The following is a 2,418-nucleotide window of genomic DNA, read 5'->3' on the forward strand; positions in this document are numbered from 1 at the left end:
CAAAAGGCAAAGCCACTCAATACACAAAAGATGAAACTCTAAGAAGCTACCAGATAAACATACTAGAAAAATACTCAAATAATGCATTTGTATCAAATTATGTTTTAGAAGATCAAAGACTGTCTTATCTAAAAAACGCTGCCACAACTTATGGTTTTAATTCAATATTTGGGTTTATTTTTCAAATAAATGAATTTGATTATGGATTTATACTGTTATACTCAAAATACAAAAACTATTTTGACAAACGCACTTCAGAAATTTTAATCAACTTTTCCTACGCAATTAAAGCAGCAATACTTATTTCTAAAAAAGAAAAAGATTTAATCCTTTTAAAAGACATAGTTGAAAACAGTTACCAGGGTGTAGTAATAACAAACAGCAAAAATGAGATAATTTATACAAACAAAGCTTTCAGTAACATTACAGGATATAGTTTTGAAGAAGCAAAAGGCAAAAATCCTTCGATTCTTAAATCTAACTATCATTCAAAAGATTTCTATAAAGACATGTGGCACAAATTAATCCATAATGGTCATTTTGAAGGTAAGATTTATAATAAAAGAAAAAATGGCGAGATCTACGAAGAGATTATTTTTATAAAAACAATTAAAGATGAAAACGGAAATATATCGTATTATTTTAGCTTTTTCTCAGACCTAACAGAATTAAAAAAAGCACAAGAGCAGGCTAGCTATAACATATATCACGACCCTTTAACAAAGCTTATAAACCAGGTTGGCTTTTTTGAGCAAGCTCAAAGAATCATCGAAAAAAATGAATCGTTTGCTATAGTCTATATAGACTTAGACAACTTTTCTATAATAAATACAAAATTTGGCATTGAAAAAACCGATCAATTGCTAAAGGAATTTGCTGATTTTCTACGATTACAGTTAGCTGATCCAAAAGACATAGTAAGCAGGTTTGGATCAGATGAATTTATTTTTCTAAAGCGCTCTATTATAGAACAAAATATCGTAAAATTTACAAGAAACACTATTGAAAAAATAAGGCAAAAAAGTTTCAAAATTGATGGTCAGGAAATTTTCTTAAAAGCTAGTGCTGGCATTGTGCTTTATCCAAAAGATTCAGATAATATAAATACACTCGTAAACTACGCTCAGGCTTCATGTAGGAAAGCAAAACAACTTGGTAAAAATCAGTGCGTGTTTTTTAATAACTCTATATATGAAGAATTTATAAATGGCTTTATGCTAACAAATGAAATAATACATGGAATAGAATTTGAAGAGTTTGAGCTTTACTTCCAGCCAATATACAATACACACTCAAAAACTATAACTCATGCAGAAGCCTTAATCAGATGGAATCATCCAGAAAAAGGTTTACTTTCTCCATTTTATTTTATTCCTTTTGCAGAAAGCTCAGATCTTATTGAAAAACTTGATTTTTATGTTTTAGAAAAAGCATTAGAAAGTATAAATGAAATAAAAAAAGAAGGCTTAAAAATAATAATATCTGTAAATATAACAGGCAGAACATTTCTGACAGATAACTTTTTGGATACCTTTATTGCGCTTATCGATAAATACAAAACAGACCCAGGCTTTATAAAAATAGAGCTTACAGAATCTATAGCCCTAAGCGATGAAAACAAAACAATACAAAAAATGCAGGCTCTAAGAAACCTCGGTATAAACTTTTCAATGGATGATTTTGGAACAGGATACTCTTCTATCTTGAGTTTAAAAAAATTCCCTTTTTCTAACATAAAACTAGACCAAAATTTTATTATGGATCTGCAAAACAATCAGGAATCTGCTATCATAAGCTCTCATATGCTCAGCATGCTAAATGAATTAAATTTTGAAACAACCGCAGAAGGCATAGAAAACGAGTATCTTTTCTTTCTTTTTAACTACCTACCTTGCGACTTACTTCAGGGTTATTTTATTTCAAAACCAATACCATACCAAGAATTCATAAATTTTGTAAAAAATTTCAAACCAGATATCACATTTGTTGAATTTCACCAAAATAATTCAAAAATACTGGATTTAAAAATAGCTCAAGTAAAGTATTTTATTTATAAGTATTTTAAAATAATAAGAAACATTTTGCAAAACAATGATTCAGACAAACAACTAAACGATTTATCAAAAATTATTGAATTTGACCATAAAAAATGCGATTTTGGCAAATGGTATTACTCGGTCTACCCGCTTTATGGACGAATTAAATCTTTTAAAAGTATTGAGTATTTACATATAGATATACATAAAACTGCAAAAAAAATATTTTTAGAAAAAAACGAAGAAAAACTTAATTTTTTATTTAATAGCTTAAAATACAAAATTATGCTTTTAAATAAGCAATTTGATAATTTTTACCTGCAAAATTTTATTACAAAATAATTCAAATCCAATACGCTTGGTTTTTCATAAATATGCAAGT

Annotated in this window: 1 protein-coding gene; it reads left to right on the plus strand. The window is 27.8% G+C overall.

Annotation, left to right across the window (positions count from 1 at the left end):
* Positions 1-2,378 (plus strand): EAL domain-containing protein (locus tag ACP5FO_RS08690; RefSeq protein WP_428157410.1); only part of this gene is annotated, 2,378 nt, incomplete at its 5' end.
* Positions 2,379-2,418 lie beyond the last annotated feature (40 nt).

The sequence above is a fragment of the Desulfurella sp. genome, assembly GCF_049977265.1.
Classification (GTDB): Bacteria; Campylobacterota_A; Desulfurellia; order Desulfurellales; family Desulfurellaceae; genus Desulfurella.